Origin of the sequence: uncultured Nostoc sp., from assembly GCF_964245575.1 — a bacterium.
In the GTDB taxonomy this organism is placed as follows: Bacteria; Cyanobacteriota; Cyanobacteriia; order Cyanobacteriales; family Nostocaceae; genus Nostoc.
This window is the reverse complement of record NZ_CAXTNP010000123.1, coordinates 1-1,936: the sequence shown is the minus strand read 5'-3', so window position 1 is coordinate 1,936 and position 1,936 is coordinate 1. Positions and strand designations below refer to the sequence as shown.

Here is a 1,936-nt window from a genome sequence, read left to right as displayed (position 1 = left end):
AAGTAAATATTGCCTGAGTACTAGCAAATGACTAAGTTAAATAACGGAGATTAATCTTATCTTTGGAGTTTAATATTGAACTAAAAGTAAAAGTTCCAGCTTTTCAGATAATCTGCCAAATATTTTTGCAAAACTGAAATTTGTTCAATAAACATTATCAAAATAGCCTACAAAGGCAGGCTTTGTTTATGTAATCCCAGACTTCCAGCCTGAGGGCATTAATGTGCAGCTTTTTATGATAGTAATTAGCATTTAAGTTTATTTATGTCCGATTACTTACATAATTGCAATAATTCCTGTCTAGATTAAGAAACTCTAGCAAAAAAATTTGGTTTTTGCAGCAATACGGTTCAAATAAGCGGTTTTGTAGCCCAGGCAGGGAGGCGATTCCTTAACCTTATACCATTTCACTTTAATAATGATACAAATACGCCAGTAGGGCATGGCATTGCCATGCCCTTACGATAAATTTATATGTATCAGGATTTTCGTGAATTGGTATTAGGCAACGGGGAATTACGCGAACAAGTAAAAAGCCTGACGGGGCGTTAGAGGAGGGCAAAATTTGCCTTCTAGCTCACTCTAAGAGGACTTACTTTAGCTCGATAAAGCAGCTTCTCACCTTGAAGGTAGCCAGTGTAGCGCACCTTGACTATTTCTCCAGGTTGTGCAACTCCCTCCATCAATTGGTGCAGCTGGGGATCATAAGGTAATTCTGCTCCCACGGGTGCGATCGCTTCCACTCCCCACGCCTGTAAAAGCTTTTCTAGAGGTTTTTGCACCAACGGTACTATTTTGACTGCTGCTAGCTGGGGATTTTCCTGCGCTTTCTGTGCTGCTGTTGGCCATTGCAATAATAAAGACTCCAGCAGTTGCAAACTCGACTGCTGGAGTTCTTGTAGTAATATCTCTCGCTGCTGTTCTAATTGAAGTTGCGATCGCTGGTACTCTTTTCTTAAATCTGCAATTTCTTCTAATAATTCCTGAGTAGGCGCTGCTTTCTCTGGTAACAACTCTACAGTTGAAAAAGTTGCAATTAATTCATTCAATGAAATTTGTAGCACTGGCGACAGCTTGAGCAGTACATCTACCCGCATCTGCTCAAGCTTTCCTTGGCGTAACCGCAAAAGTTGACGCTCTGAGACACCAGCAGCGCGACTGAGCGCTTTGAAACTAGGAATCCCCGCCTGTTGCATTAAATTTTGCAACTTTTGGGTATTGGGCATTGGGTATTGGGTATTGGGCATTGGGTATTGGGGATTGGGGACTAGGTATTGGGGATTGGGTATTGGGGATTGGGGATTGGGTATTGGGTATTGGCAAAAAAAATTAAGTCTTTATTAGTTCCTAGTCCCTAGTCCCTAGTCCCCAGTCCCTAGTCCCTATTCTTCCAGTAAACTTCTCAACATCCAAGCTGTCTTTTCGTGTACTTGCATCCGTTGAGTTAATAAATCGGCGGTAGGTTCGTCGTTAACTTCCTCTACCACGGGGAAAATAGAGCGTGCAGTTCTGACTACAGCTTCTTGTCCTTCCACTAGTAAACCGATCATTTCCCCAGCTTTCGGAACGCCGGGAGTTTCTGGAATCGAACTCAGTTTGGCATATTCGCTGTAGGTTCCTGGCGCAGGATAGCCAAGCGCTCTAATCCTCTCAGCAATTAAATCAACTGCTAAAGCTAATTCTGTATACTGTGTTTCAAACATCAAATGCAATGTTTGAAACATCGGCCCCGTTACATTCCAATGGAAGTTATGAGTTTTCAGATAAAGTGTATAAGTGTCAGCCAACAGGCGAGATAAACCCTCGGCAATTTTAGCCCTACTCGCCTCGTCAATGCCTATATTTACATTTTTGACTGTTACTTTAGATGACATAATTTTCTCCTAATTAGGTTATATGTAATTGGGGATTGGGAATTGGGGATTGGGCATTAGTC

At 41.9% G+C, this 1,936-nt stretch carries 2 protein-coding genes; both read right to left on the bottom strand.

What is annotated here, in order from left to right; translation table 11 throughout:
• Positions 1–572: 572 nt before the first annotated feature.
• On the bottom strand, positions 573–1,247 hold the full coding sequence (gene grpE, locus ACFFAP_RS19790; protein ID WP_375512805.1) for a nucleotide exchange factor GrpE: 675 nt from the start codon (positions 1,245–1,247) through the stop codon (positions 573–575).
• A gap of 135 nt (positions 1,248–1,382) precedes the next feature.
• Positions 1,383–1,874 carry a Dps family protein gene (locus ACFFAP_RS19785; protein ID WP_375512804.1) on the bottom strand — a complete coding sequence of 164 codons (492 nt, stop codon included), beginning with the start codon at positions 1,872–1,874 and terminating at the stop codon, positions 1,383–1,385.
• Positions 1,875–1,936: the final 62 nt, after the last annotated feature.